Source organism: Lysinibacillus sp. NPDC096418 (assembly GCF_044762775.1).
GTDB lineage: Bacteria > Bacillota > Bacilli > Bacillales_A > Planococcaceae > Lysinibacillus.
Genome location: NZ_JBIWEY010000001.1, coordinates 73,399 through 97,020, shown reverse-complemented (window position 1 = coordinate 97,020; position 23,622 = coordinate 73,399). Strand labels below are relative to the sequence as shown.

The window sequence follows — 23,622 nt, the reverse complement described above, 5'->3', positions numbered from 1 at the left end:
AAGTGATGATTATGATACAATAAGTGCGATAAATCGTCTTGAAGGAGTGTAATCCATGTTAAAAACGGAAGTATTCGAACAACTAAAAAAGGCCATGAAAGAAAAAGATGTACTGGCAAAAGGTGTACTGACGCTCGTAAAATCAGCATTAGATTCAGCAGAGAAGGAAAAAGGGGAGGCATTGTCACATGACGAAGAGCTTGCCATTATCAATCGTGAAGTCAAGCAAACAAACCAAGCGTTAGAAGGTGCACAATCAGCTGGGCGTGCAGACCTCATTGAAAAAGAGGAAGCGAAGTTAAAGCTATTAAAATCGTTCCTCCCGAAGCAATTGTCAGAAGAGGAAATTGTAGAAAAGTTAACAGCAGCTGGTGTTACAATGGATATGAATATGGGTGACGCAATGAAAATTGCCAAACCATTATTAAATGGGCAAGCAGAAGGTGCTGTCATTTCAAGAGTTGTAAAGAGCCTAATATAAAATGACTTTTTGAAAAAACTTGATATGAAATGATTCGAATAATTTAGAGACGTTAGTTTGTTAGGTAGATTTAGGGTAAGAGTTACGGTAATGTACCGGACTTTTACTCTTTTATTTTGTTTCATTGTTTGTGCTACTTATAGTTACTATGGAAAATATCATAAAAATAGCAAGGAAAGAAAAGTGGTTGTCGCAAGAGGGCTTGGCAAAGGCGTGTGGTGGTTCACGTCAAACCATTAATACTATCTAAAACAATAAGTATGATCCAAGTTTAACCCTCGCTTTTCAATTGGCTTATTGTTTAGGGGGAACGGTGGATCAATTATTTCAATTTCAAGTGAAAGGAAATGAAGCAGAATGTATAAAAATGAGATTATTAGATTCAATGAAAATTTCCTCGTATTGCCAAATGGGTTAGAAGATAATATACTATTAATTAACCACTGGTCAGCTAAAGGAGGAAGTCATGTCACCGCGAAAACCAACATCACAAGAATTGACAAGAGAAATGATTATAGGCGAAGCACGAACACAATTTATCGAAAAGGACTTCCATCAAGTATCCATGCGTAGTATCGCAAAAGAGCTTGGTTGTAGTCACGGGGCAATTTACTATCATTTTAAAAATAAAGCTGAATTATTTTACGCGATTATTGAAGAATATTTTGCAGAATTGAATCGGTTTTTAGATGAGACAGTAAATGGCACCGAAGATAATCAGACTAAACTTTATCATGTCTTTCTGGGCTTTATGGAATTCGGGTTAAATAATCAGAGTCAATATGAATACATGTTTATGCTGAGAAGTGTTGAAGTAGACGGCCTATCACAGGAATCTGCAAATCGTAGCTATGAAAAATTCGCTCAGTCTGTACAATCTTTATCTAGTGATAAATTGTCGATTTCAGACATCTATTCAGCATTTATATCGTTACATGGTTTTGTTTCTCATTTTCGAGGTTACGTTGTGAGCTTTGAGGAAGCGAAAGAACCTGCACAGTTACATGCTAAATTTATTGTTAAGGCGCTATCATAAGTAAAGGGCTCTAGATTGTTTTCTAAAATCTAGAGCATATTTTTGTACAGTGTTGACCAGTGGTTAATTAAAAGGAGGAATGTTTATGAAAAAAGCATTAGTAGTAGGTGCATCGGGTGGGATGGGTTTTGCACTTGTTTGTGAATTAGCTTCAAGAGATATACAGGTGATTGCTTTTTCGAGAGGAAAAGAAAAACTAGTATCTCTTTTTCAACATAAACAGAATGTTACCATTTTGGCAGGGGATGCATTAAACAAACAAGAAATGTTAAAAGCTGCACATGGGGTAGATGTTATTTTTCACGCAGTTAGTTTCCCATACCAAGAATGGGATCACAAGCATTTAGAGTGCATAAATATAATGATAGAGGTGGCACAAGCGCAACAGGCAAAAATTGCACTTGTAGATAATATATATGCTTATGGCCGTCAAAATACTCGAATTGTGACAGAAGAAGCACATAAGAATCCGCACACAAAAAAAGGGAGGATTCGTCTTTCTATGGAAAATACATTGAAGGACAGTGGTGTCCCTTCATTAATTGTTCATATGCCTGATTTATATGGTCCGAATGCGGAAAGTACAATTCTCTTTGCAACATTAAAAAGCATCGTCCAACAGAAAAAAGCTAACTTTGTTGGAGATATGCATGTAGCAAGGGAGTTTCTATATACTTTTGACGGTGCAAAGGCAATGGTAGAACTAGCTCTTCGTTCCGATACGTACAATCAAAACTGGAATATCCCAGCCGTTCACCCGATTACAGGGGAAGAGCTAATAAAGATTGTGAATGAAATAACGGATTACCAAAAAGGTATTCGTACAGTATCTAAAGGGATGATTCGCTTTCTAGGCATCTTTTCACCCTTTATGAAGGAAATGGTAGAAATGATGTATTTAACGGAGGAACCTGTAATATTAAGTGGAGCAAAGTATGAACAGGCAATCGGTGTCTTACCACGGACCTCTTATAGGGAAGGGGTATATCAAGCGATAGAATGGATAAGAAAAGATAATTACAAATAAAGTGACACATAAATAATGGATCTATTGCAGAGATATTAATGAGAATAATTTTACATTTTGTTTCATTAATAAATGAATAATTAATTTTTCTTTTTAAGAGGATGGGTCCCACTGGAATTATATTAATCTAATAGAGTAAAATGTTTTTAAGTGTTGAAAATCAAAAAACCACCCTCGTTAAGTACTTTTACAAGTAATAAAAGAAGGTGGTTTCTGTTTTACAACAGAAAAGCTGTTGTAGTACAAATTGTCATCTAATTTTCACAGTTAAATAGAGTATATTACTCTATGTTGTGTTAAAATAGTCTTATAAAATGATTATTTCCATAGACCTGCGTTTTCTAATTTCTTTTTACCTTTAAATGCTACGAATACTAATACTACATTGATGATTAACATAACAGCAATTGCATATAGCACTAGTGTGTAGTTACCTGTTAGTTCGAAAATAAAGCCATATCCAGGCAATGCAACGATACCAGCGATTGCTAAACCAAGAGCAGCAGTAGCGTATATTTGAGCGTAATCTTTAAGACCAAATAAAGCTGAAGTTAAAAGTGGTACTAATGTTCCAAGAGATGCTACAACAAATCCATAAATACCAATAGCTAGATTGAACAGTAATGGATTTTCCGGAGCAGTTAAGAGAATTGCAATTGGAACTAAACCTAATAGCATTGCGAAGATTGCAGTGTTTTTCGCACCAATCTTATCACTTAAAATACCGAAAGCAAGCGCACCAACTAATACACCTAATTGCCAGCCACCCATTGCAGTGCCTGCAAACTTAATATCGTAACCTAAGCCCATTGCAAATGGAGCGACGTGTTGACCAAAACTACTAACAGCAGTGATAAAGAAGAAGAATAGTAATAATGCATAGAAAGCACTAGATTTTTTCGCTACAGCTGCAGTTACACCTTTTGGAGCATCTGGTTGAGCATCAACGTTATCCATTGTTTTTACTACTTCATCACTACCTAATGGTTGTAAGCCTTTTTGTTGAGGTGCCATACGAATTGTTAATATAATGACTGGCACAACAACTGCCATTACGCCTAGACCTAGTGCGAAGTACGTAATTCTCCAACCTTCGTTAGCGATTAAGTTACCAGCCATTGGTTGAAGGATTGCACCAAAAATACCACCTGAAGCTACCATAATACCCATAGCTAAACCACTATGCTTTTTAAACCAGTTATTGATTAATACAGGACCAGCAATTTGTGTAATGAAAATCGAACCAATTGACATTGGGATACAGAATAAGTACCAACCCCATACAGAGTTCATAAGTCCAAACATAGCAAATCCGCCAGCTTGTAAAATCATTGCTGTTACTAGAATAATTCTAATATCATATTTCGCCATTATTTTACCTGCGATTGGTAAGAAAATCATTGTGACAATGGAGGAAATACTAAAGTATAATGTTAAACTCCCCATCCCGATTCCTAAATCTTCTGTAACTGGAGTTAAAAATAATCCACCTGCAGTCATGATACCGCCTTTTGCTAAGCCGACCATAAGCGCTACGCCTAATAATAACCACCATGCATAGTGGATTTTTTTCTTTTGTTGAGTCATGATGAACTCCTCGTTTCAATGTTTATTTGTGACTATTTTACATATTCAAAATAGCGATAGTTTTATAGAATATCTTTTTAATAGTTGGATGCCCTTTTGTTCAAGGACACCCTTTTTTTATTTTCTATGTTATTAGCGTAATTTAACTGATCCGCCATCTACCATGATTGTTTGACCAGTAATATAAGATGAATCTTCACTTGCTAAGAATACCGCAACACGGCCGATATCATCTTCAATTTCACCTAATCTTCTTAGAGGGATTTTAGAAAGCATACCTTGGTAATATTCTGGGTTCTCTTCAGCCCATTGAATCATACCTGGTGATTTAGCAATTGGTGCGATGATGTTTACATTGATACCAAATGGACCAAATTCATTTGCTGCTACACGTGTAATTCCGCGAATTGCTTCTTTTGCAACAGCATAAGATGCTTGGTTAACATCACCGTTGATACCAGCGCCTGATGCGAAGTTGATGATATTCCCTTTTGATTCTTTTAAATATGGTAGTGCAGCTTGCATTAAGTAGAATGTTGGATAGAATCCAGTATTAAATGACAAGTCGAAATCAGCTTGTGTTGTATCAGCAATTGAATTCATTCTTGATGCATGTGCATTATTAACTAGAATATCTAGTTTTCCGTATTTTTCAACAACTTGCGTGACGATGTTTCCTAATTTATCGTGTTCAGCAAGATTTGCTTGGATGAACATAGATTCTGGTTGATATGCTTGTAATGTCTTAATAGATTCATTTCCTACTTCTGCGTTTAAGTCCACAATTACTACTGTTGCTCCCTCTTTAACAAAGGCAGTTGCCATACCCATTCCAATACCACCAGCGCCACCTGTAATAATTGCTACTCTTCCTTCAAGTTTTTTCATAATTGAAGTCTCCTTTTCTACACGTTTTTGTTAAGTGCCTCACAGCTCTATTGAGTTTTATTAAAATACTTATTAAATTAGTATTTTCTTTGAACTGAAGATTTTTGGTCAATGTCAAATTAAATTGAAACACTTAAGTAACTTTTTACACACAAGTAACTTTTTGCGTGCAAGTAACTTTTGGTTTACAAGTAAACTATATGTGCAACTATAACTTGAATACTATAATGTGTCAATAATATGAACTTAATTATTTTAGTAACTTTAAGTAGAAAGAATTTTATGATAAAATCCAATAAATAGTTACTTTGTTATAAAAAATTACCATAATGCGGGGTATCTATTTAAAGGGGGCATTGGAATTGACTAGCGAGCAAAAGGGTGAAGAAATGTGCAACAAAATTGAAGTGGCCTATCATATAATAGGGAAAAAGTGGATGTGTTTAATTATTCACTCATTAATGGAAGAGCCGAAGAGATTTAGTGAAATCTGCACTTTAATTCCGGATTTGAGTAAACGCATGCTAACGGAACGGATGAAAGAGCTTGAGGATTGTGGAATAGTTTTACGTAACATTATTACAGATCGCCCTGTACGTTCTGAGTATTCCTTAACGAGAAAGGGTCATGATCTAGGGGTAGCTCTTTTAGGAGTAGAATCTTGGGCTGAAAAATGGCTGTGAATTACATTAGCTCCTATTATTAGCGTATTTTAAGTGAAATCCCTTTTAAACTAGTTAGCTTTGAAATATTTATTTACCTAGTAAGAAGAGTATCTTCATCTTATGAAAAAGTTGGTAACATAACTGATATTTTGCGAGTAGAACTCCTTTTTTATACGGAGAAAAAACTGAAGGTTATTCAACTTCAAAGAAAAGCGTTAGGGAATGTGAAGAAAAAGCCTTTATGTATTCATACTTTTATAAGGGAGAAGACAGGGAGGTATGGTAATATTCAATAGTTCCAAGCAATGAGTCATTGGATATTCCGACAAGTAGTTAGAAGCGTATTTTTAAAAAATAGTTCTCAAAAAAGAGTTGACTCTACTATAGAGCCAGCTCTTTTTTAAACTAACAATGTAATTTATCATCACCAAAAGGGTTTTCATATGTCAAACATTTCCCTAATGGTTGGGGGCGCAATCGTGCATTTCTTCGGTTTTCTACTTATAATAGCTACTATATCGATAAGATTGGAGCAAGTCTTTATGGAAAAACAACAAAATAGCTTAAAACCTTTTCTAAAACTGATTGTGTCAACGAAAATTCCGAAGGTTGCACTAATACTGGGCTTAGTAGCCAGTGTGATTACGACGCTTGCTGGATTAGTTGTTCCGATGTTAACGAAAGAATTAGTGGATGGCTTCTCTGTGTCTTCATTAAGTATTCCTTTAATCGTTGGAATTGCTGTAGCTTTTATTGCACAAGCGGTAATTAGCGGGATAGGGACGTATTTACTTAGTTCGGTTGGTCAAAAAGTGGTTGCACGTCTGCGTGATCGCATGTGGCTAAAGATTACTCGTTTGCCTGTTAGTTATTTTGATAAGGGATCGAGTGGAGAAACAGTCAGCCGGATTGTTAATGATACAAGTATCGTTAGAGAGTTAATTTCAGATCATTTCCCAAGTTTTATTGGGGGGATTATCTCTATTATTGGGGCGATTACGATTCTACTCATTATGGATTGGAAAATGACACTCCTGATGTTAGTCGCAGTTCCTATTGTAGTTGCGGTGATGACACCTTTAGGGAGACAAATGGTGAAAGTCTCGAAGGGAATGCAGGATGAAACAGCAAATTTTTCAGGGGAAATCCAGCAAACTTTAAGTGAAATTCGTTTGATGAAATCTTCAACTGCTGAACAAAATGAGGAAACAAAAGGGTTAAATGGCATCCAGAAATTATTGCAATTTGGATTGAAGGAATCCAAAATTACTGCTTTCATCGGGCCACTTATGTATTTAGTAGTAATGGTTGTCATTGTTATGATTATTGGTTATGGAGGTATGCGGGTTGCCAATGGAACGATGTCAACTGGATCACTTGTTGCATTCTTATTGTATCTGTTTCAAATCATTTTCCCTATCACCTCATTTGCCATGTTCTTCACACAGCTCCAAAAAGCTAAAGGTGCTACAGAGCGCATAATTGAGATACTAGATTTACCAGTAGAAGAGGGACAAGAAGGGGTGGAAATGGATATTTCCAATAAACCAATTCGAGTGCAGGCAGTGTCATTTGGTTATGATGAACATTCTGTATTGCAGAATGTTTCATTTGAGGCAATGCCAGGGCAGATGATTGCATTTGCAGGTCCGAGTGGAAGTGGTAAGACGACTATGTTTGGCTTGCTTGAAAGGTTCTATGAGCCTACTTCGGGCAACATATATATTGGGGATACACCAATCAATCAGTTATCGCTTGCTTCATGGCGCAGTCAAATCGGTTATGTATCTCAAGAAAGTGCGATGATGGCTGGTACTATTCGTGAAAACCTATGTTATGGTTTAAGTGAAATAGATCGAATTTCCGACGAACGCCTTTGGGAAGTTGCCAAAATGGCCTATGCTGATCAGTTTATTAAAGATTTTCCGGAAGGATTAAATACAGAGGTCGGTGAGCGTGGTGTCAATTTGTCAGGTGGGCAAAGACAACGTATTGCAATTGCACGTGCATTTTTACGCGATCCTAAAATTCTAATGATGGATGAAGCAACAGCGAGTTTAGATAGCCAATCAGAGGGAGTTGTGCAGCAAGCTCTATCACACTTAATGGAAGGACGCACAACTTTCATCATCGCCCATCGGTTATCAACCATTGTCGATGCGGATAAAATTATCTTTATAGAAAAAGGACAGGTGACGGGTATGGGAACTCACCAAGAATTATCACAGTCGCATGTATTATATCGTGAATTTGCTGAGCAACAATTGGCTTGAATTGGAGTGCTACGGCATTGCAATAAATGTTAAAGTTTAGGAGGTTTAGCCGTGAATATTATCATTAGACAGGAACAAATTGAAGATTACCCAATGACAGAAAAAGTTGTAGAGGCTGCCTTTAAAGGTATGGAAATGAGCGATGAAAAGGAACATGAACTAGTAGCTAGAATTAGAAGCGCTGATTCTTTCATTCCAGAATTATCTTTAGTTGCAATCCACGAAGATACGAAGGAAATAGTTGGTCACATTTTATTGTCGAAAATGAAAATTGTCAATCAAGAACATGCAGTAGAGTCGCTTGCTCTTGCACCAGTTTCAGTGCTTCCTGATCATCAAAAAGAGGGAGTCGGAAAACGTTTAATGCAGGAAGCGATAAATAGAGCAAAGGAACTTGGTTACAAATCAGTCGTGGTCATGGGACACCCCGAATATTATCCGAAATTCGGTTTCAAGAGAGCGTCGTTTTGGGATATCGAAGCGCCGTTTGAAGTTCCTGATGAGGCATTCTTGGCATTGGAATTGGAACAGCATGCTCTAGATAATGTTTCTGGTGTTGTTGAATATCCAAGTGTGTTTTTTGAGTAAAAGGAATCTAGACGATTAGCACATTAAAAAAATGTAATTCCTTCTTTATAAAATACGTAAGAAAGAGTTGTCCTTCAGTGAGCATTTTACTCACTAAAGGACAGCTCTATTTTTGTTTATGGTTGGTGATACGAAGAGATGATTAATAGAAATAAGGATACGCACGATTGGTAATATAATGTGCAGTTCGTCACTACAATAAATAATACGAGTATGTTGCATACATTATTTATCAAAAAAAAGAGGTGTACATGATGTCTAGTGATACGAGTCAAATTGAAAATAAGCCAATAGAAATTGGGACACGTAAGAAATTAAAGAAACGATGGTTCTTTGTAGCAGTGTGTATACTTATTGTCAGTGGTGCTTTGATTACCAAACCCCCTTTTGTAGAAGGTTTCTTTGGGGAAAAGGCAGTTATAAATTTTGATGACTATAAAACAGAAGTTGGACATACAACTGAAAATAACTTCGGGAAACTGACTTTAAATGAAGTTATTGTGGATGATAATCAGCTATTACTCAATGCAACCTTTGTGCCAGAAAACGGCATCGATTTTGATTATCAGATTTTCTTCTTTCCGCAAGTACTTGTCAATGGGCAGGACTATACAGTAAGAAATCGAGGGCAGTCAATCGAACAACGTGAAAATAAATATACGATATACAGCAGTATTCAGGTTAGTGAGCTCCCAAAAGATCACACACTAACACTTGATATTAGCTATAACAAATGGAACTTGGAACAACCGATTGATCAACCATGGGATTTCCAAGTGGATGCATCACAAAAGAATGTGCAAGCAGATAAAAAAATTATCTCAATAAATGAAACGATTACGTTAACGAACGGTAATGAAGTGAAGGTCACGGAAGTTGTTTCAACACCCATTTCCACGACGATTTATTACCAGTTGGGAGAAGATGTATCCGAAACGGTATCTTTTAAAATTAAGTCAGCATCAGGGAAGTCATGGATTTGGAATTCAGGTTTTACAATGGGGGATGAGCAGGATGCCCTTTTAGCAAATCGTTTCGATGCACTGTATTTAACAGAAGACAAATATTTTTTAGTACCAATTGGTGCAGATGATAGGGAACTTGGACCGCCAATTCAAGTTGGTAAGTGAAAAATTGAAGTTTGGAGAATAATTAGTGATGAACTGTTGTTTTATAATTCAGATGATTATTCCGATTAGAAGGTGCCCTTTATTATTAGTAATCTTAACAATAACTTAATCTAAGTTATAGAAATATCAATGTACAATGAGGTATACAGCATAGAAAGTAGTGAAGTGTTTGCGAAAGTACTTGGAGATTTTTCTTGTTTCCTTTAAGTTGGGTTGTACATCCTTTGGAGGTCCGACAGCGCATTTAGGATATTTTCAGTACGAGTATGTTCAAAGTCGTAAATGGTTGTCAGTTAGGGAATATAGCAATTTAGTAGCGCTCAGCCAATTTCTACCTGGTCCTGCATCGAGTCAGGTAGGGATGGGGATTGGGTTATTACGGGGCGGAATATTAGGGAGCATTGTGTCATTTGTAGGTTTTACGTTACCTTCAGTGCTCTTATTAATGATGTTTGCGTATTATTATGCGCATACTAAGATGGATCTTGGCTGGATACAAGGTTTGAAATTAGTGGCAGTTGCGATTGTTGCACAAGCGATTTGGGAAATGTCGAAGAAGTTAATTCCAAGTTTTCGCCATTTTATGATAGCTTTATTAGCACTCGTTGTGGTACTCGTATGGGCAAATCCTTTTGCACAAGTAGTGGTCATTGTTCTAGCTGCACTAATAGGTTTTGGACTATTTAAAGAGAATAGTGGAAAAAAGGAATCGATAGGTACTACTTTACCCGTTTCTAAAACAACTGGTGCAAGTTTATTAGTGTTATTTGTAATTTTATTGATTGGCTTGCCAGTGGCAAGTTCATTTTTTTAACATGACTGGCTAGTATTAATAGAGAAGTTTTATGTATCTGGTGCCCTTGTATTCGGCGGAGGGCATGTGGTCTTACCGTTATTAGAGGCACAGTTTGTACAAAGTGGATTAATGAGCTCTTCTGATTTTTTAACTGGTTACGGTATTACACAGGCAGTACCTGGGCCATTATTTACGTTTGCTTCATATATTGGAATGGTTATTGGTGGTGTTCCAGGCGCAACTGTCGCTACCATTGCTATTTTTCTACCTGCTTTTTTACTCATCGTTGGTATCTTACCATTTTGGTTAACGCTAAGTCGGAATAAGGGTTTACGTGGCGCGATAGTTGGTGCAAATGCAGCAGTTGTTGGTATTTTGGCAGCTGCCTTTATCCATCCTATTGTAAGTAAAACAATACAGAGTGGGCTAGATGTTTTAATAGCTGCGATATTTTTATTACTTCTTATTCGATGGAGAATGCAGGCGTATATAATTGTGCTTTTAGGTACGATAGTCGGAATTGTTTTGTATTAATCTATTTCCTTTAAATGATCTAAGGTTCGGTTTCCTTCTAAGAAGGAAACCGGATTTTTTTATTGTCTAAGAGGATTCATAGCGTTCTTGTAAGTGTTTGTTTATAATGAAGAAATGAAAAATAAGAGTTTTAGAAAGAAGGGATAATTATGGCGCGAGGTATTTACATTCATATTCCTTTTTGTCATCAAATTTGCAATTATTGCGACTTTAATAAATTTTACTTTAAAAATCAACCGGTAGATGAATATATAGATGCTTTAGGCAAGGAAATGGCGCTCACTGTAGAAAAGTATCCAGAAAGTTTCGCAAAAATTGAAACGATTTTTCTAGGTGGTGGTACTCCGACAGCGTTGTCGCCTGAGCAATTGACAAGATTACTTTCGTTAATTCGTACGTATATTCCTATGGATCATGTGGAAGAATTTACATCAGAGGCAAATCCCGACGAGTTATCGGAAGCGAAAATGCGTGCGCTATATGACGGTGGTGTTAATCGATTAAGTATGGGGGTGCAGTCATTTGATCAAGACTTGCTGAAAAAAATTGGCCGTACGCATAGTAACGCACATGTTTACGAAACGATTGCGTTGGCGAAAGAAGTCGGCTTCCAAAATATCAGCATCGATTTAATGTACGGTTTACCCGGACAATCAATGGAGCAGTGGAAAGATTCCTTAGAGAAAGCATTTGCACTGAAGCTGCCACATTTTTCGGCTTACTCACTTATTGTGGAACCGAAAACGATTTTTTATAACCAGTATGCAAAAGGTAAGTTGAAATTGCCAACAGAAGATTTAGAGGCAGAAATGTATGATGTCCTCATGCAAGAGATGGAAGCGCATGGTTTACATCAATACGAAATTAGTAATTTCGCACAGGAAGGCTTTACCTCGGTTCATAATAAGATTTATTGGGAAAATGATGAGTATGCAGGTTTTGGTGCAGGAGCACATGGCTATCTAAATGGTGTGCGCTATTCAAATCATGGACCACTGAAAAAGTATATGGATTCTTTAGAAATAGGTGAACTTCCAATTGTCCATGAACACGAAGTAACGGACGCTGAAAAACGTGAGGAGCAAATGTTTTTAGGATTGCGTAAAACGGATGGCGTTCCGCACATACTATATGAAGAAAAATTCAGTGAGTCGATGCATGTACGATACGATCAAGTGATTGAGAAGCTTGTCGCAGAAGGCTTACTGGAAGAAGATCAAAACGGGATTCGCCTTACTCGAAAAGGTCGTTTTGTCGGAAATGAAGTTTTTCAAGAATTTTTATTAGAAGATTGAGCGATATCGTTGACATAAAATGAGGGATTTGATAACTTATTAATAGTATTAGCACTCCTCTTAGTTGAGTGCTAACAGAGGTGATGATCATGCTAACAAATCGGCAATTACAGATTTTGCAAGTAATAGTAGACGATTTTATAAAGTCTGCACAGCCGGTAGGTTCTCGCCAGATCTCAAAGAAACAAGAGATCACATTTAGTCCAGCCACTATTCGAAACGAAATGGCGGATTTAGAGGAATTAGGCTTTTTAGAAAAAACACATACTTCCTCTGGTCGAGTGCCTTCGGACAAGGGGTATAGATTTTATGTTGATCATTTGTTGAATCCTCAATCCATTCATCCACAGGATATTCAACAAATCCAGTCGATTTTTAATAATCGTATAGTAGAAGTAGAGCAAGTGATACGAAAGTCTGCCAATATATTGTCAGAACTGACATCATATACATCAATTCTACTTGGACCAGATGTACAAAGGCACCGTGTGAAACGATTTTCTATCGTGCCACTCTCAAGCGACACAGCAGTTGCAATTATCGTGACGAATAATGGCCATGTTGAAAATCGCATTTTTAACTTACCACCTGGTTTTACATCTTCTGATATTGAAAAGATGGTTAACGTTTTAAATGAACGTTTAATAGGTATTTCATTAGAAGAGATCCATGTGAAGCTAGAAGCTGAAGTTTTAGCAGTCTTGCAGAGACATGTTCAGTCAGCGGATGATTTCATCCACTCGCTTGTTTCCGCAACAATGACTAATCCAGAAAGCAAAATTTTCTACGGTGGTAAAACGAATATGTTCAACCAACCGGAATTCCACGATTTAAATAAAGTCCGGATGTTATTGGACTTAATGGAAACGACGAGCCAAGTGCAGTCGCTCTTCCATCCGAATGAGTCGGGTATTCATATTCGTATTGGTTCGGAAAACCAACAGTTAGAAATGGAAAACTGTAGTGTCATTACAACTACTTATTCAATTGGTGAAGATCAGCAAGGGGCGATTGCTATTATTGGTCCAACACGAATGGATTATAAGCGTGTAGTTGCTTTACTTGATGTAATGCGCATGGATTTATCGAATGCCCTTACAAGGACTAATCGTAGTGATTGATAATGAGGAGGATTTAAACGTGACTGAAACAACTGAAAAGAAAGACCTTGTACAAGAAGATGTACAAGCAGAAATTGAAGAAACAACTGAAGAAACAGTAGTAGAAGAGCAAGTAGAACTTACTGTTGAAGAGCAGTATGAAGCGAAGCTAGCTGAGCTTCAAGCGAAATTAGATGATGAGGAAAGCCGTCATCTACGCTTACGTGCCGATTTTGATAACATGCGCCGTCGTAGTCAACTTGACCGCGAAGCTGCTGAAAAATACCGTGCACAAAAAATATTATCGGATTTATTGCCGGTATTAGATAATTTTGAGCGCGCTTTGCAAGTAGAAGCAACATCTGAAGAAGCTGCTTCAATTGTGAAAGGAATTGAAATGGTTTACCGTTCACTTGTTGAGGCAACTGAAAAAGAAGGCTTACAAGTTATTAAAGCGGAAGGTGAAGTATTCGATCCGAACTTCCACCAAGCTGTCATGCAAGAACAAGATAGTGAAAAAGAAACAGGCGTTGTTGTACGCGAGCTTCAAAAAGGTTATATCTTAAAAGATCGTGTATTACGTCCTTCAATGGTATCTGTGAACGAATAGTTTTAATGACTATTAGCATAAAAAATTTATTTCAATAGCGCTACTTTAGCGTTTAAATATTAGGAGGAAATTTTACTATGAGCAAAATTATCGGTATTGACTTAGGAACAACAAACTCTTGTGTATCTGTACTTGAAGGTGGCGAACCAAAAGTAATTCCAAATCCAGAAGGTAACCGCACAACACCATCTGTAGTGGCATTCAAAAATGGTGAACGTCAAGTAGGTGAAGTGGCAAAACGCCAATCAGTAACGAATCCAAACACGATTATCTCTATTAAATCTAAAATGGGTACTGCTGAAAAAGTAACTGTAGAAGGCAACGACTACACACCACAAGAAGTATCAGCAATGATTCTTCAATACCTAAAAGGATATGCTGAAGATTACTTAGGCGAAAAAGTAACAAAAGCTGTTATTACAGTACCTGCTTACTTCAGTGATGCACAACGTCAAGCTACTAAAGATGCTGGTAAAATCGCAGGTCTTGAAGTAGAACGTATTATCAACGAACCAACTGCTGCAGCACTTGCTTATGGTTTAGACAAACAAGATCAAGACCAAAAAGTATTAGTATTTGACCTTGGTGGTGGTACATTCGACGTATCTATCCTTGAATTAGGTGATGGTGTATTTGAAGTTCTAGCGACTGCTGGTGACAACAAACTTGGTGGAGATGACTTCGATGACGCTGTAATCGAATATCTTGTAGCTGAGTTCAAAAAAGATAACGGTATTGACCTTTCTAAAGACAAAATGGCAATGCAACGTCTAAAAGATGCAGCTGAAAAAGCGAAAAAAGATTTATCAGGTGTAACATCTACTCAAATTTCATTACCATTCATCACAGCGGGTAACGAAGGTCCACTTCACTTAGAAGTAACTTTAACTCGTGCTAAATTTGATGAAATCACTTTAGATTTAGTAAACCGTACTGTTGGACCAGTACGTCAAGCATTACAAGATGCAGGTCTTTCTGCTGCAGAACTTGACCAAGTTATCTTAGTTGGTGGTTCAACTCGTATTCCTGCAGTACAAGAAGCTGTACGTAAAGAAACTGGTAAAGAGCCTCACCGTGGCGTAAACCCAGACGAAGTTGTAGCTATGGGTGCTGCTGTACAAGGTGGCGTATTAACTGGTGACGTTAAAGACGTAGTACTTCTTGACGTAACACCATTATCACTTGGTATCGAAACTATGGGCGGCGTGTTCACAAAGTTAATCGACCGTAACACAACAATTCCAACATCTAAATCACAAGTGTTCTCAACTGCTGCTGATAACCAACCAGCTGTAGATATTCACGTATTACAAGGTGAACGCCCAATGGCAGCGGACAACAAAACTTTAGGTCGCTTCCAATTAGCAGATATCCCTGCGGCACCACGTGGTATTCCACAAATCGAGGTTACTTTCGACATCGATAAGAACGGTATCGTATCTGTTAAAGCAAAAGACCTTGGTACACAAAAAGAGCAAACAATCGTTATTCAATCTGATTCTGGCTTAACGGAAGAAGAAATCGAGCGTATGGTAAAAGATGCTGAAGCAAACGCGGAAGCAGATGCTAAACGTAAAGAAGAAGTTGAACTTCGTAACGAAGCTGACCAATTAGTATTCCAAGTGGATAAAACAATCACTGACCTTGGTGAGCAAATTACAGAAGATGAGAAAAAATCAGTTGAAGATGCACGTGACGAATTAAAAGCGGCTCTTGAAGCTGGTGAAATCGAAGGTATTAAAGCTGCTAAAGAAAAATTAGAAGGTGTTCTACAACCTCTAGTTATGAAAGTATATGAACAAGCTGCAGCTGCTGCTCAAGCGGCTCAAGGCGGCGAAGCAGGTCCAGATGCTGACGCAGGTAAAAAAGACGACGGTATCGTAGATGCTGACTTTGAAGAAGTTAAAGACGACAAATAAAATAAGCTCGTTTTAAGAGAAAGCCAAAGACCGCATGCGGCTTTGGCTTTTCTCTTTACTATATAACAAAAAAATAAGGCAGTTTTTTTGACTGCATGTTACAATAGATTTTATGCAAAAAAGAGCGGAGTGTGAAGCATGGAGAAACGTGATTATTACGAGGTGCTTGGTTTAACAAAATCAGCTTCTAAAGACGAGATTAAAAAAGCATACCGTAAATTATCAAAACAATACCATCCTGATATCAACAAAGATCCAGGAGCAGATGTGAAATTTAAAGAAATCGCTGAAGCATATGAAGTATTAAGTGACGAGCAGAAGAAGGCACGTTATGACCAATTTGGCCATGAGGATCCAAATGCAGGCTTTGGTGGCGGTGGATTCAACGGAGGCGGCTTTGGCGGCTTTGAAGATATTTTCAGTTCATTCTTTGGTGGTGGTGGACGTCGTCAAGACCCAAATGCACCACGTAAAGGTGATGATTTACAATACCGCATGAACATTAAATTTGAGGAAGCGATTTTTGGCAAAGAAACAGAAATCGAAATCCCAAAAGATGAAACGTGTGACACGTGTCACGGTTCGGGTGCTAGTCCTGGTACGAAAGCTGAAACATGTTCAACATGTAGTGGTGCTGGTCAAGTGAACCAAGCGGTGGATACACCATTTGGTCGTATGATGAACCGTCGTACATGTTCGATATGCCAAGGGTCAGGGAAAATTATTAAAAGTAAATGCTCGACTTGTCGCGGTGATGGAACAGTACAAAAACGCAAAAAAATTAAAGTTTCGATTCCAGCAGGTGTAGATGATGGTCAACAAATCCGTGTGTCTGGTCAAGGTGAGCCAGGTGTTAATGGTGGACCGGCTGGGGACTTATACATCATGTTCCGCGTTCAAGGACATAATGAGTTTGAACGTGACGGCGATGATATCTACTACGAATTAAAACTTACATTCCCGCAAGCGGCACTTGGGGATGAAATAGAAGTGCCAACTGTTCACGGTAAAGTGAAACTACGTATTCCAGCTGGTACACAATCTGGTGCACAATTCCGTCTAAAAGACAAAGGTGTAAAAAACGTACATGGCTACGGTGTGGGTAACCAATACGTAACGGTTAAAGTTATGACACCAGAAAAGTTAACAGAAAAACAAAGACAATTACTACGCGAATTTGCGGAAATTAGTGGCGATATTCCAGAAGAACAAGGAAGCTCACTGTTCGATAAAATCAAGAAAAAATTCCAAGGTGAATAATTAGAGGAGCTGAATACCTACGTGAAGTGGTCTGAATTATCCATTCATACAAAAAATGAAGCGGTTGAAGCAATTTCGAATATTTTGCATGAAGCTGGTGCAAGTGGTGTCGTGATTGAAGATTCGGCTGAATATGCGAAGCCACGCGAAGATCAATTTGGTGAAATATATGCACTAAATGAAGCTGATTTCCCTCAAGCAGGCGTTATTGTAAAAGCTTACTTATCAGAGTCTAGTTTTTTAAATGAAACAGTTGAAGAAATTAAAGCAGCTATTACCAATTTGACGAATTTCAATATCGATATCGGTGATAATGTTGTATCGATTGTTGAAGTGAACGAAGAAGATTGGGCGACAGCGTGGAAGCAATATTACCACCCTGTGAAAATTTCTGAACGTTTCACGATCGTGCCAACGTGGGAAGACTATACACCAGTTTCTACAGATGAACTAATCATCGAGTTAGACCCTGGTATGGCATTTGGTACTGGTACGCATCCTACGACAGTTATGTGTTTGCAAGGGCTCGAAAAAGTTGTGCAACCAGGAGATACGGTTGTTGATATCGGTACAGGTTCAGGTGTTCTTTCAATTGGTGCAGCGATGCTTGGTGCAAAAAGCGTGCACGCCCTTGATTTAGATGAGGTTGCCGTTCGTTCTGCAAAAGAAAACGTCGAGCTTAATAAAGTATCTGACACGGTTTCCGTTTTCCATGGTAACTTATTAGATACTGTGAAAGAACCAGCAGATGTAGTTGTGGCCAATATTTTAGCGGAAATTATCATGTCCTTCACTGACGACGCATTCACAATTGTAAAACCAGGTGGGTTGTATGTCACTTCAGGCATCATCGGTGCAAAACGCGAAGATGTGAAAGGTGCGTTAGAAGCTTCTGGCTTTGTCATTGAAGAAGTTTTAATGATGGAAGATTGGGTCGCAATCATCGCACGTCGACCACTATAAGTTGACTTAGAAGCGCCAAATCGTGAGGAGTCTTGCCTTGTTCACGATTGGCGTTTTCTTTTTTAATATCTAGGAGGTACTAAAAATGCAACGTTATTTCATTGAAACTGCAATTGAAGATGCACGTATTACCGGTGAAGATGCCCGTCACATTGCACGTGTCATGCGTATGAAGGAGGGCGAGGAAATCGTTGTTGTAGCACAAAATACAGCATATATTTGTGAAATCACTGCGTTTGATGGTGATGATGTGCTTGTCCAAGCAACAGAACGCACAATTCCTTCACCAGAGTTACCAGTAAACGTCACTGTAGCGTGCGGATTACCAAAAGGTGATAAGCTAGAACTTATTACACAGAAGGCAACAGAACTTGGGATGTTTGCGCTTCTTCCATTTGAAGCAGAGCGTTCAATCGTGAAGTGGGATGCTAAAAAAGGTGCAAAAAAGCAGGAGCGTCTTCAAAAAATTGCGAAAGAAGCGGCAGAACAGTCACATCGTACACATATTCCAGAAATTTATGAACCTATTGGCTTTAAACAACTTATTCAGTTACTAGACAAATATGATGCTGTTTTTATTGCTGATGAGGAAGATGCAAAGGCTGAAAAACGCACAAGGTTTGCGGAGAAGTTAAAAAACGTGTATGATAAGAAGTCGAAATCAATACTAATAATCTTTGGTCCAGAAGGAGGTATCTCGCGTAAGGAAGCGGATACACTTATCCAAGCTGGTGCGCAGACGATGTCACTGGGGCCAAGAATTTTACGAGCAGAAACAGCGCCACTCTATGCACTGTCTGCAATATCCTATGAATTTGAATGAAAGAGGTGTTTAACCTTGTCAAAAGTGGCTTTTCACACACTTGGCTGTAAGGTAAACCATTACGAAACAGAAGCGATTTGGCAACTGTTTAAAGAAGACGGATATGAACGTACAGAGTTTGATCATCAAGCTGACGTTTATGTTATTAATACATGTACCGTAACAAATACTGGTGATAAAAAATCTCGTCAAGTAATCCGTCGCGCGGTTCGACAAAATCCTGATGCTGTTATTTGCGTAACAGGCTGTTATGCACAAACATCACCAGCTGAAATTATGGCGATCCCGGGGGTTGATGTCGTTGTTGGTACGCAAGATCGTACGAAAATGCTTGGATATATTGAGCAGTACCGAAACGAGCGCCAGCCAATTAATGCAGTACGTAATATTATGAAAAACCGTGTGTACGAGGAGCTAGATGTACCAGCGTTTACTGACCGTACACGTGCATCCCTTAAAATCCAAGAAGGCTGTAATAACTTCTGTACGTTTTGTATTATTCCTTGGGCGCGCGGTTTAATGCGTTCACGTGATCCGCAAGAAGTAATCCATCAAGCTCAGCAATTAGTAGAAGCTGGTTATCTTGAAATCGTCCTAACAGGTATCCACACAGGTGGTTACGGTCAAGATTTAAAAGATTATAATTTAGCTCAGCTTTTACGAGACTTAGAATCGCAAGTTAAAGGCTTAAAACGTCTTCGTATTTCTTCTATTGAAGCGAGTCAATTAACAGATGAAGTAATCGATGTGCTACGTGAGTCGAAGATTGTCGTTAACCATTTACACATTCCGATCCAATCAGGGTCTGATACAGTGCTAAAACGTATGCGCCGTAAATATACAATGGAGTTCTTTGGAGAACGCTTGACTAAACTGCATGAGGCACTACCAAATCTAGCAGTTACTTCTGACGTAATCGTAGGTTTCCCAGGTGAAACGGAAGAAGAATTTATGGAAACATATAATTTTATTCGCGATCATAAGTTTTCAGAGTTACATGTCTTCCCATTCTCGCCACGTACAGGCACACCAGCTGCACGTATGGATGATCAAATCGATGAAGACATTAAAAACGAGCGTGTGCATCGTTTAATCGCATTAAACGATCAATTAGCTAAAGAGTACGCATCTCGCTTTGAAGACGAAGTACTTGAAGTAATTCCAGAAGAATTTGTCCAAGAAACAGGCTTATTAACGGGCTATACTGATAACTATTTAAAAGTTGTCTTTGAAGGACCAGAAAGCCTAATTGGACAACTTGTTAAAGTGAAAATTACAAAGGCTGGCTATCCTCATTCACAAGGTCAATTTGTACGAGTATTAGATACAGTTGTTGCGGAATAAAAATTTTTTTTAAATCAGCAGGCTTAGCATAGGCTTGCTGATTTTTTGCACGAAATATGGACAAAGAAAGGGATAGAGTGGATGGAACTTTGTTTTGAACGTTTAAATTTACACGCGGCCGACCAAGAGGTAAGTACATGCCCGAATACTACAATTGTTGAATTTGCTATTCCTGATGGTGTGGTAGGTGCTACGGAAAAGTTTCGGAATTTTGACCCAAAACGTATTCGTTCTTTTAAGGTTGAAAAGAATCGCGTTCTACTATGTATGAATTTACTAGACTATGAATTATCTATACGTGAATTTAAAAGTACAATAGAAGCCTTTTATGACGAGGTTCACAATGGCTCAAGTGAGGAAGTTGAAGTGTTTACAGATTTTATCTATGATAACGATCTTCGAATTCTCCAATGTTTTGTAGAGGGTGAACGTTACTTAACAGATATTTCTTCTGAAATAATTGAAGCCAGTTTAGTTATAGATGCGCTCTATTATCAGCTATACTTCGGCTTACATCCAAAAGTTACGGTTCAATATATTCATGGATATACAAAAACACTATTAGCAGAAAAAGTATTTCCAGTACTATAAAAAGGGTTGTCTTGTTGAATTTCAACGATAGACAATGCTTTTTTTTTCTGCATTTTGAGCATAGTATATTAGACGACTTGATGAAAAAATGGTATTATTTCAGAGAGGTACGTACAACTTGAGTTTAAAAGGAGAATTTCTCATGACAAAAGATTATGCAAAAATGATTGACCATACATTATTAAAGGCAGAAGCAACGAAAGAACAAGTTGAAAAACTTTGTGCTGAAGCTAAACAATATGGTTTTGCCTCTGTTTGTGTAAATCCGACTTGGGTAAAATTAAGTAGTGAGCTATTACAAAACACTGAAGTTTTAGTTTGTACGGTTATTGGCTTCCCACTTGGCGCTAATACACCAGCTGTAAAAGCATTTGAAGCAAAGGATGCAATTGCAAATGGTGCAAAAGAAGTGGATATGGTTATTAACATTGGCGCATTAAAAGATAAGAACGATGAACTTGTACAAGCTGATATTGCTGCTGTTGTTGAAGCAGCAAAAGGTAGTGCAATTGTTAAAGTAATTATCGAAACTTGCTTATTAACAGATGAAGAAAAAGAAAGAGCATGTAAACTTGCAGTAGCTGCAGGTGCTGATTTTGTAAAAACATCTACTGGTTTTTCTACTGGTGGTGCGACTGCAGAAGATATTGCATTAATGCGTAAAACTGTTGGACCAGACCTAGGTGTTAAAGCATCTGGTGGCGTTCGTAGCCTAGAAGATATGCAAAAAATGGTTGAATCTGGCGCGACTCGAATCGGTGCAAGTTCGGGCGTTGCAATCATGAATGGATTAATTTCAGATTCTCAATATTAATTCTAATAATTTCTATTGACCATTATTAGACATTACGGTATAATTCTTTAGTACACAGCATTAGGCAAATAACCTTTGTTTGTGTTGACGTGTGTTCGGAGGGAGGGAAAGAGAGATGTCAAAAACTGTCGTTCGCAAAAACGAATCGCTTGAAGATGCTCTTCGCCGCTTCAAACGTACTGTATCAAAAAGTGGTACAATTCAAGAAGTTAGAAAGCGCGAGTTCTACGAAAAACCTAGCGTTAAACGTAAAAAGAAATCAGAAGCTGCACGTAAACGTAAGTGGTAATTTAATTTCCCATTAAAAAATCCCTACGTTCATAACACGCAATTTTATGATTCACTGAGCAGACAATGATATACCTAGTATAAATCGCGTTTGTGATTTATACTAGGTATTTTGCATTAAGGTTCAATTTTTGCGGTACATACGAAAAAAGCTGGATGAAGTCGTTTGCGATTTCATCCAGCTTTTTTTCATATATAATAAAAAAATGAGATTTCGTGAAACTTTTTGTGAAGTCGTCCGTATAACATTTGAGAGTATTTTTAGAAGGGAGGGAAAAAGATGCGGAAAAGGAGAATTCTCAGCTACTTACTAGTGGTGTGGATGGCATTTTTATTAGCGTTTCCAATGACTACAGCTTTTGCAAGTAGTAAGGTGTACCACGTACCAATTCACGATGAGGTGGAACGAGGACTTCACGCATTTTTAGAACGAGCTTTTAAAGAGGCAGAGGAAAACTATGCGGAAGCCATCATACTCGACATACATACGCCGGGCGGTTTTGTCAATGCAGCAAGTGACATCGCCATGCTTATGGATGAATCATCGATCCGTACAATCGCTTACATCAATAAAGATGCCCATTCTGCAGGTGCATTTTTGGCCTTGCATGCAGATGAAATTTATATGGTTCCTAATGGCACAATTGGAGCAGCTGCTGTCATTGATTCAGCAGGAAATGCGGCAGATTTAAAGGCGAATAGCGCATGGCTCGCACAAATGAAGGCGGCGGCTGAGACATCTAATCGCGATCCGAAGTATGCTTTGGCAATGGCAGATACGCGAATGGATCTTCCGGAATTCAGAGCTGGCGGTGATAACCTTTTAACATTATCGGCATCAGAGGCATTTGACGTTGGCTATTCAGAAGGAACTGTTTTAAACTTTCAAGAGCTATTAGCGGCAACCGAATTAAAAGGTAGCGACATTGTACCGGTTGACCCAACATTTTCAGAAAAACTTGCTCGATTTATCACGAATCCGATTATTGTACCTATTTTACTGTCGATTGCGAGCTTAGGGCTTGTAATGGAATTGTATTCGCCAGGATTTGGTGTTCCAGGTATAATGGGGTTATCGTCACTTGGCCTATTTTTCTTTGGTCATATGATAGCAGGTTTTGCTGGTTATGAAACGCTGTTAATATTTATCGCCGGTTTGGCACTTGTCATTGCGGAGTTTTTTGTCCCCGGAGGTATTGTTGGTATTTTAGGGGGCGTTCTAATATTAATTAGTTTGCTACTAGCAGGTGCAAATATGTCGCAGATGATAATGTCGATATTTATTGCGTTTGTTGTAGCGATTATAGGGATGGTGATCCTAATGAAGTTTTTTGGTAAGAAGATGCATGTTTTTAACAAACTTGTTTTGAAAGATGCGACAACTACAGAAGAAGGGTATGTGTCAAACATCAATCGTACAGACTTACTTGGTAAAGTAGGAAAGACGATTACACCTCTTCGCCCAGCAGGAACGATGCAATTGGGCAGTGAACGCATCGATATTGTGTCTGAAGGAAGTTATATCGACGCAGGCAAGGATGTTGAGATTATTAAAGTAGAAGGCTCTCGCATCGTAGTTAGACCAACGAAAAAAGAGATGGAGGAATAAC

Annotated in this window: 21 protein-coding genes and 2 pseudogenes; 21 read left to right on the top strand and 2 right to left on the bottom strand. The window is 38.2% G+C overall.

The window, feature by feature from the left end:
- Window positions 1–55: 55 nt before the first annotated feature.
- The 4 genes and pseudogenes from ACIQZG_RS00460 to ACIQZG_RS00445 all read left to right on the top strand — a co-directional run bounded on the left by ACIQZG_RS00460 (window position 56) and on the right by ACIQZG_RS00445 (window position 2,544).
- Window positions 56–481, top strand: a complete 426-nt coding sequence (locus ACIQZG_RS00460; RefSeq protein ID WP_402753190.1) for a GatB/YqeY domain-containing protein — start codon at window positions 56–58, stop codon at window positions 479–481.
- Between the two features lie 148 nt (window positions 482–629).
- Window positions 630–818, top strand: a pseudogene (locus tag ACIQZG_RS00455) (helix-turn-helix transcriptional regulator); the annotation flags it as partial.
- A 129-nt stretch (window positions 819–947) separates the two neighbouring features.
- Window positions 948–1,517 carry a TetR/AcrR family transcriptional regulator gene (locus ACIQZG_RS00450; RefSeq protein WP_402753189.1) on the top strand — a complete coding sequence of 190 codons (570 nt, stop codon included), beginning with the start codon at window positions 948–950 and terminating at the stop codon, window positions 1,515–1,517.
- Window positions 1,518–1,602: 85 nt separating this feature from the next.
- The gene (locus ACIQZG_RS00445) at window positions 1,603–2,544 is read left to right on the top strand and encodes an SDR family NAD(P)-dependent oxidoreductase (RefSeq protein ID WP_402753188.1); all 942 of its coding nucleotides are present in this window, start codon (window positions 1,603–1,605) and stop codon (window positions 2,542–2,544) included.
- A 318-nt stretch (window positions 2,545–2,862) separates the two neighbouring features.
- Here the strand turns inward: ACIQZG_RS00445 and ACIQZG_RS00440 are convergent, their stop codons facing one another.
- Window positions 2,863–4,131, bottom strand: a complete 1,269-nt coding sequence (locus ACIQZG_RS00440; protein ID WP_402753187.1) for an MFS transporter — start codon at window positions 4,129–4,131, stop codon at window positions 2,863–2,865.
- 132 nt (window positions 4,132–4,263) lie between these two features.
- Window positions 4,264–5,019 carry an SDR family NAD(P)-dependent oxidoreductase gene (locus ACIQZG_RS00435; protein ID WP_402753186.1) on the bottom strand — a complete coding sequence of 252 codons (756 nt, stop codon included), beginning with the start codon at window positions 5,017–5,019 and terminating at the stop codon, window positions 4,264–4,266.
- A gap of 389 nt (window positions 5,020–5,408) precedes the next feature.
- Between ACIQZG_RS00435 and ACIQZG_RS00430 the strand changes: the two genes are divergently transcribed.
- From ACIQZG_RS00430 to ACIQZG_RS00350, 17 genes and pseudogenes are all read left to right on the top strand, one after another.
- Complete coding sequence (locus ACIQZG_RS00430) at window positions 5,409–5,702, top strand: winged helix-turn-helix transcriptional regulator (RefSeq protein ID WP_402753588.1); 294 nt, start codon at window positions 5,409–5,411, stop codon at window positions 5,700–5,702.
- Window positions 5,703–6,226: 524 nt separating this feature from the next.
- Window positions 6,227–7,957, top strand: coding sequence for an ABC transporter ATP-binding protein (locus ACIQZG_RS00425; protein ID WP_402753185.1), 1,731 nt, complete (start codon window positions 6,227–6,229; stop codon window positions 7,955–7,957).
- Between the two features lie 51 nt (window positions 7,958–8,008).
- Window positions 8,009–8,545: a GNAT family N-acetyltransferase gene (locus ACIQZG_RS00420; protein ID WP_402753184.1), complete on the top strand. Its 537-nt coding sequence runs from the start codon at window positions 8,009–8,011 to the stop codon at window positions 8,543–8,545.
- A gap of 254 nt (window positions 8,546–8,799) precedes the next feature.
- A complete protein-coding gene (locus ACIQZG_RS00415; protein WP_402753183.1) occupies window positions 8,800–9,675 on the top strand; it encodes a DUF4179 domain-containing protein in 876 nt (291 codons plus the stop codon).
- Between the two features lie 169 nt (window positions 9,676–9,844).
- Window positions 9,845–11,005: pseudogene (gene chrA, locus ACIQZG_RS00410) on the top strand (chromate efflux transporter).
- Between the two features lie 149 nt (window positions 11,006–11,154).
- Complete coding sequence (gene hemW, locus ACIQZG_RS00405; RefSeq protein WP_402753182.1) at window positions 11,155–12,300, top strand: radical SAM family heme chaperone HemW; 1,146 nt, start codon at window positions 11,155–11,157, stop codon at window positions 12,298–12,300.
- Between the two features lie 89 nt (window positions 12,301–12,389).
- Complete coding sequence (gene hrcA, locus ACIQZG_RS00400) at window positions 12,390–13,421, top strand: heat-inducible transcriptional repressor HrcA (RefSeq protein WP_402753587.1); 1,032 nt, start codon at window positions 12,390–12,392, stop codon at window positions 13,419–13,421.
- Between the two features lie 19 nt (window positions 13,422–13,440).
- Complete coding sequence (gene grpE, locus ACIQZG_RS00395) at window positions 13,441–14,010, top strand: nucleotide exchange factor GrpE (protein WP_402753181.1); 570 nt, start codon at window positions 13,441–13,443, stop codon at window positions 14,008–14,010.
- Between the two features lie 77 nt (window positions 14,011–14,087).
- Entirely contained in the window at window positions 14,088–15,929 is a 1,842-nt protein-coding gene (gene dnaK / locus ACIQZG_RS00390; RefSeq protein ID WP_402753180.1) for a molecular chaperone DnaK, read from the top strand.
- Window positions 15,930–16,067: 138 nt separating this feature from the next.
- Window positions 16,068–17,189, top strand: coding sequence for a molecular chaperone DnaJ (gene dnaJ / locus ACIQZG_RS00385; RefSeq protein WP_402753179.1), 1,122 nt, complete (start codon window positions 16,068–16,070; stop codon window positions 17,187–17,189).
- Between the two features lie 21 nt (window positions 17,190–17,210).
- Window positions 17,211–18,152 carry a 50S ribosomal protein L11 methyltransferase gene (gene prmA, locus ACIQZG_RS00380; RefSeq protein ID WP_402753178.1) on the top strand — a complete coding sequence of 314 codons (942 nt, stop codon included), beginning with the start codon at window positions 17,211–17,213 and terminating at the stop codon, window positions 18,150–18,152.
- 85 nt (window positions 18,153–18,237) lie between these two features.
- Complete coding sequence (locus ACIQZG_RS00375) at window positions 18,238–18,975, top strand: 16S rRNA (uracil(1498)-N(3))-methyltransferase (protein WP_402753177.1); 738 nt, start codon at window positions 18,238–18,240, stop codon at window positions 18,973–18,975.
- 15 nt (window positions 18,976–18,990) lie between these two features.
- Window positions 18,991–20,319: a tRNA (N(6)-L-threonylcarbamoyladenosine(37)-C(2))-methylthiotransferase MtaB gene (mtaB, locus tag ACIQZG_RS00370; RefSeq protein WP_402753176.1), complete on the top strand. Its 1,329-nt coding sequence runs from the start codon at window positions 18,991–18,993 to the stop codon at window positions 20,317–20,319.
- 81 nt (window positions 20,320–20,400) lie between these two features.
- Window positions 20,401–20,910, top strand: a complete 510-nt coding sequence (locus ACIQZG_RS00365; RefSeq protein WP_402753175.1) for a hypothetical protein — start codon at window positions 20,401–20,403, stop codon at window positions 20,908–20,910.
- Window positions 20,911–21,052: 142 nt separating this feature from the next.
- Entirely contained in the window at window positions 21,053–21,724 is a 672-nt protein-coding gene (deoC, locus tag ACIQZG_RS00360; protein ID WP_402753174.1) for a deoxyribose-phosphate aldolase, read from the top strand.
- 115 nt (window positions 21,725–21,839) lie between these two features.
- Complete coding sequence (gene rpsU, locus ACIQZG_RS00355) at window positions 21,840–22,013, top strand: 30S ribosomal protein S21 (RefSeq protein ID WP_004227078.1); 174 nt, start codon at window positions 21,840–21,842, stop codon at window positions 22,011–22,013.
- Window positions 22,014–22,292: 279 nt separating this feature from the next.
- A complete protein-coding gene (locus ACIQZG_RS00350; protein WP_402753173.1) occupies window positions 22,293–23,621 on the top strand; it encodes an NfeD family protein in 1,329 nt (442 codons plus the stop codon).
- The last annotated feature ends 1 nt before the right edge of the window (window position 23,622 follow it).

Excerpts from the sequence above, each read along its gene's own strand:
- ACIQZG_RS00460 (WP_402753190.1), top strand. The coding sequence starts at position 56 with ATGTTAAAAACGGAAGTATTCGAACAACTAAAAAAGGCCATGAAAGAA.
- ACIQZG_RS00375 (WP_402753177.1), top strand. The coding sequence starts at position 18,238 with ATGCAACGTTATTTCATTGAAACTGCAATTGAAGATGCACGTATTACC.
- ACIQZG_RS00415 (WP_402753183.1), top strand. The coding sequence starts at position 8,800 with ATGTCTAGTGATACGAGTCAAATTGAAAATAAGCCAATAGAAATTGGG.
- ACIQZG_RS00350 (WP_402753173.1), top strand. The coding sequence starts at position 22,293 with ATGCGGAAAAGGAGAATTCTCAGCTACTTACTAGTGGTGTGGATGGCA.
- deoC (WP_402753174.1), top strand. The coding sequence starts at position 21,053 with ATGACAAAAGATTATGCAAAAATGATTGACCATACATTATTAAAGGCA.
- ACIQZG_RS00365 (WP_402753175.1), top strand. The coding sequence starts at position 20,401 with ATGGAACTTTGTTTTGAACGTTTAAATTTACACGCGGCCGACCAAGAG.
- rpsU (WP_004227078.1), top strand. The coding sequence starts at position 21,840 with ATGTCAAAAACTGTCGTTCGCAAAAACGAATCGCTTGAAGATGCTCTT.
- ACIQZG_RS00430 (WP_402753588.1), top strand. The coding sequence starts at position 5,409 with ATGTGCAACAAAATTGAAGTGGCCTATCATATAATAGGGAAAAAGTGG.
- ACIQZG_RS00435 (WP_402753186.1), bottom strand. The coding sequence starts at position 5,019 with ATGAAAAAACTTGAAGGAAGAGTAGCAATTATTACAGGTGGCGCTGGT.
- hemW (WP_402753182.1), top strand. The coding sequence starts at position 11,155 with ATGGCGCGAGGTATTTACATTCATATTCCTTTTTGTCATCAAATTTGC.
- hrcA (WP_402753587.1), top strand. The coding sequence starts at position 12,390 with ATGCTAACAAATCGGCAATTACAGATTTTGCAAGTAATAGTAGACGAT.
- ACIQZG_RS00425 (WP_402753185.1), top strand. The coding sequence starts at position 6,227 with ATGGAAAAACAACAAAATAGCTTAAAACCTTTTCTAAAACTGATTGTG.
- ACIQZG_RS00450 (WP_402753189.1), top strand. The coding sequence starts at position 948 with ATGTCACCGCGAAAACCAACATCACAAGAATTGACAAGAGAAATGATT.
- ACIQZG_RS00440 (WP_402753187.1), bottom strand. The coding sequence starts at position 4,131 with ATGACTCAACAAAAGAAAAAAATCCACTATGCATGGTGGTTATTATTA.
- dnaJ (WP_402753179.1), top strand. The coding sequence starts at position 16,068 with ATGGAGAAACGTGATTATTACGAGGTGCTTGGTTTAACAAAATCAGCT.
- ACIQZG_RS00445 (WP_402753188.1), top strand. The coding sequence starts at position 1,603 with ATGAAAAAAGCATTAGTAGTAGGTGCATCGGGTGGGATGGGTTTTGCA.
- dnaK (WP_402753180.1), top strand. The coding sequence starts at position 14,088 with ATGAGCAAAATTATCGGTATTGACTTAGGAACAACAAACTCTTGTGTA.